The sequence below is a fragment of the Mesorhizobium sp. M7A.F.Ca.AU.001.01.1.1 genome (assembly GCF_004022735.1).
Lineage (GTDB): Bacteria > Pseudomonadota > Alphaproteobacteria > Rhizobiales > Rhizobiaceae > Mesorhizobium > Mesorhizobium ciceri.
The window spans coordinates 1-1,047 of sequence record NZ_RZPF01001174.1 but is presented as its reverse complement, the minus strand read 5'-3'; the positions used below and the strand labels follow the sequence as shown (position 1 = coordinate 1,047).

Annotated in this window: 1 protein-coding gene; it reads left to right on the top strand. The window is 60.6% G+C overall.

Annotated features, from left to right (window positions below; translation table 11 throughout):
- Positions 1 to 350: 350 nt before the first annotated feature.
- The coding region (locus tag EN884_RS36850; protein WP_348633003.1) for a peroxidase family protein at positions 351 to 1,047 on the top strand (697 nt) is incomplete at its 3' end.

Here is a 1,047-nt window from a genome sequence, read left to right as displayed (position 1 = left end):
AGCAGGCATCGGCGGCGCGGCCGAAATGATTGTGCCGGGCCAGCGCCTCGAAATAACGCAGCTGCTTCAGCGTCAGGTTTGTCATAATGTCATCTTATCGCTGCAATCAGGAAATCCAACTTAAATTAATCAAGCGGCTTTGCTATAGGAGTCGTAACGAAGATGAGGAGCAGCCGGGACCGCCTGGTGAGGCGCATGCCCGCAGCAACAGGACATCCAACATATTCGGTCGCGTATCGGGCTCAGGTCATCGCGCCAGCCATGAAACGGACCGCCTACAGGGACATTTTTGTGTCCCTGTTCACGCAGCAGTTGAACAGCTCAACACAGCCACGATCGGAGAGAAGAACATGGACGCACAGACCGATGATCCCAGTGCCGGCAAATGCCCCGTTGCGCACGGATCCTCCAGCAGGACGAACCGTGACTGGTGGCCGAACCAACTGGACCTTGGCGTTCTCCATCAGCAGTCGAACCTTTCGGACCCGATGGGCGAAGAGTTCGACTATGCCGAGGAATTCAAGTCGCTCGATCTCGATGCGGTGATCAAGGACCTGCACCAGGTGATGACGGATTCGCAGGATTGGTGGCCGGCCGACTTCGGCCATTACGGGCCGCTGTTCATCCGCATGGCCTGGCACAGTGCCGGCACCTACCGCATCGGCGACGGCCGTGGCGGCGCCGGGGCCGGCCAGCAGCGTTTTGCTCCGCTCAACAGCTGGCCGGACAATGCCAATCTCGACAAGGCGCGCCGGCTGCTGTGGCCGGTCAAGCAGAAATATGGGCGCAAGATCTCCTGGGCCGACCTGCTGATCCTCACCGGCAACGTCGCGCTGGAATCGATGGGCTTCAAGACCTTCGGTTTCGCTGGCGGCCGCGCCGACGTCTGGGAACCCGAACAGGACGTCGATTGGGGTTCGGAAACCAAGTGGCTCGACGACAAGCGCTACTCCGGCGACCGCGAACTCCAGGGCCATCTCGGCGCCGTCCAGATGGGACTGATCTATGTCAATCCGGAAGGGCCGAACGGCAAGCCGGATCCGCTGG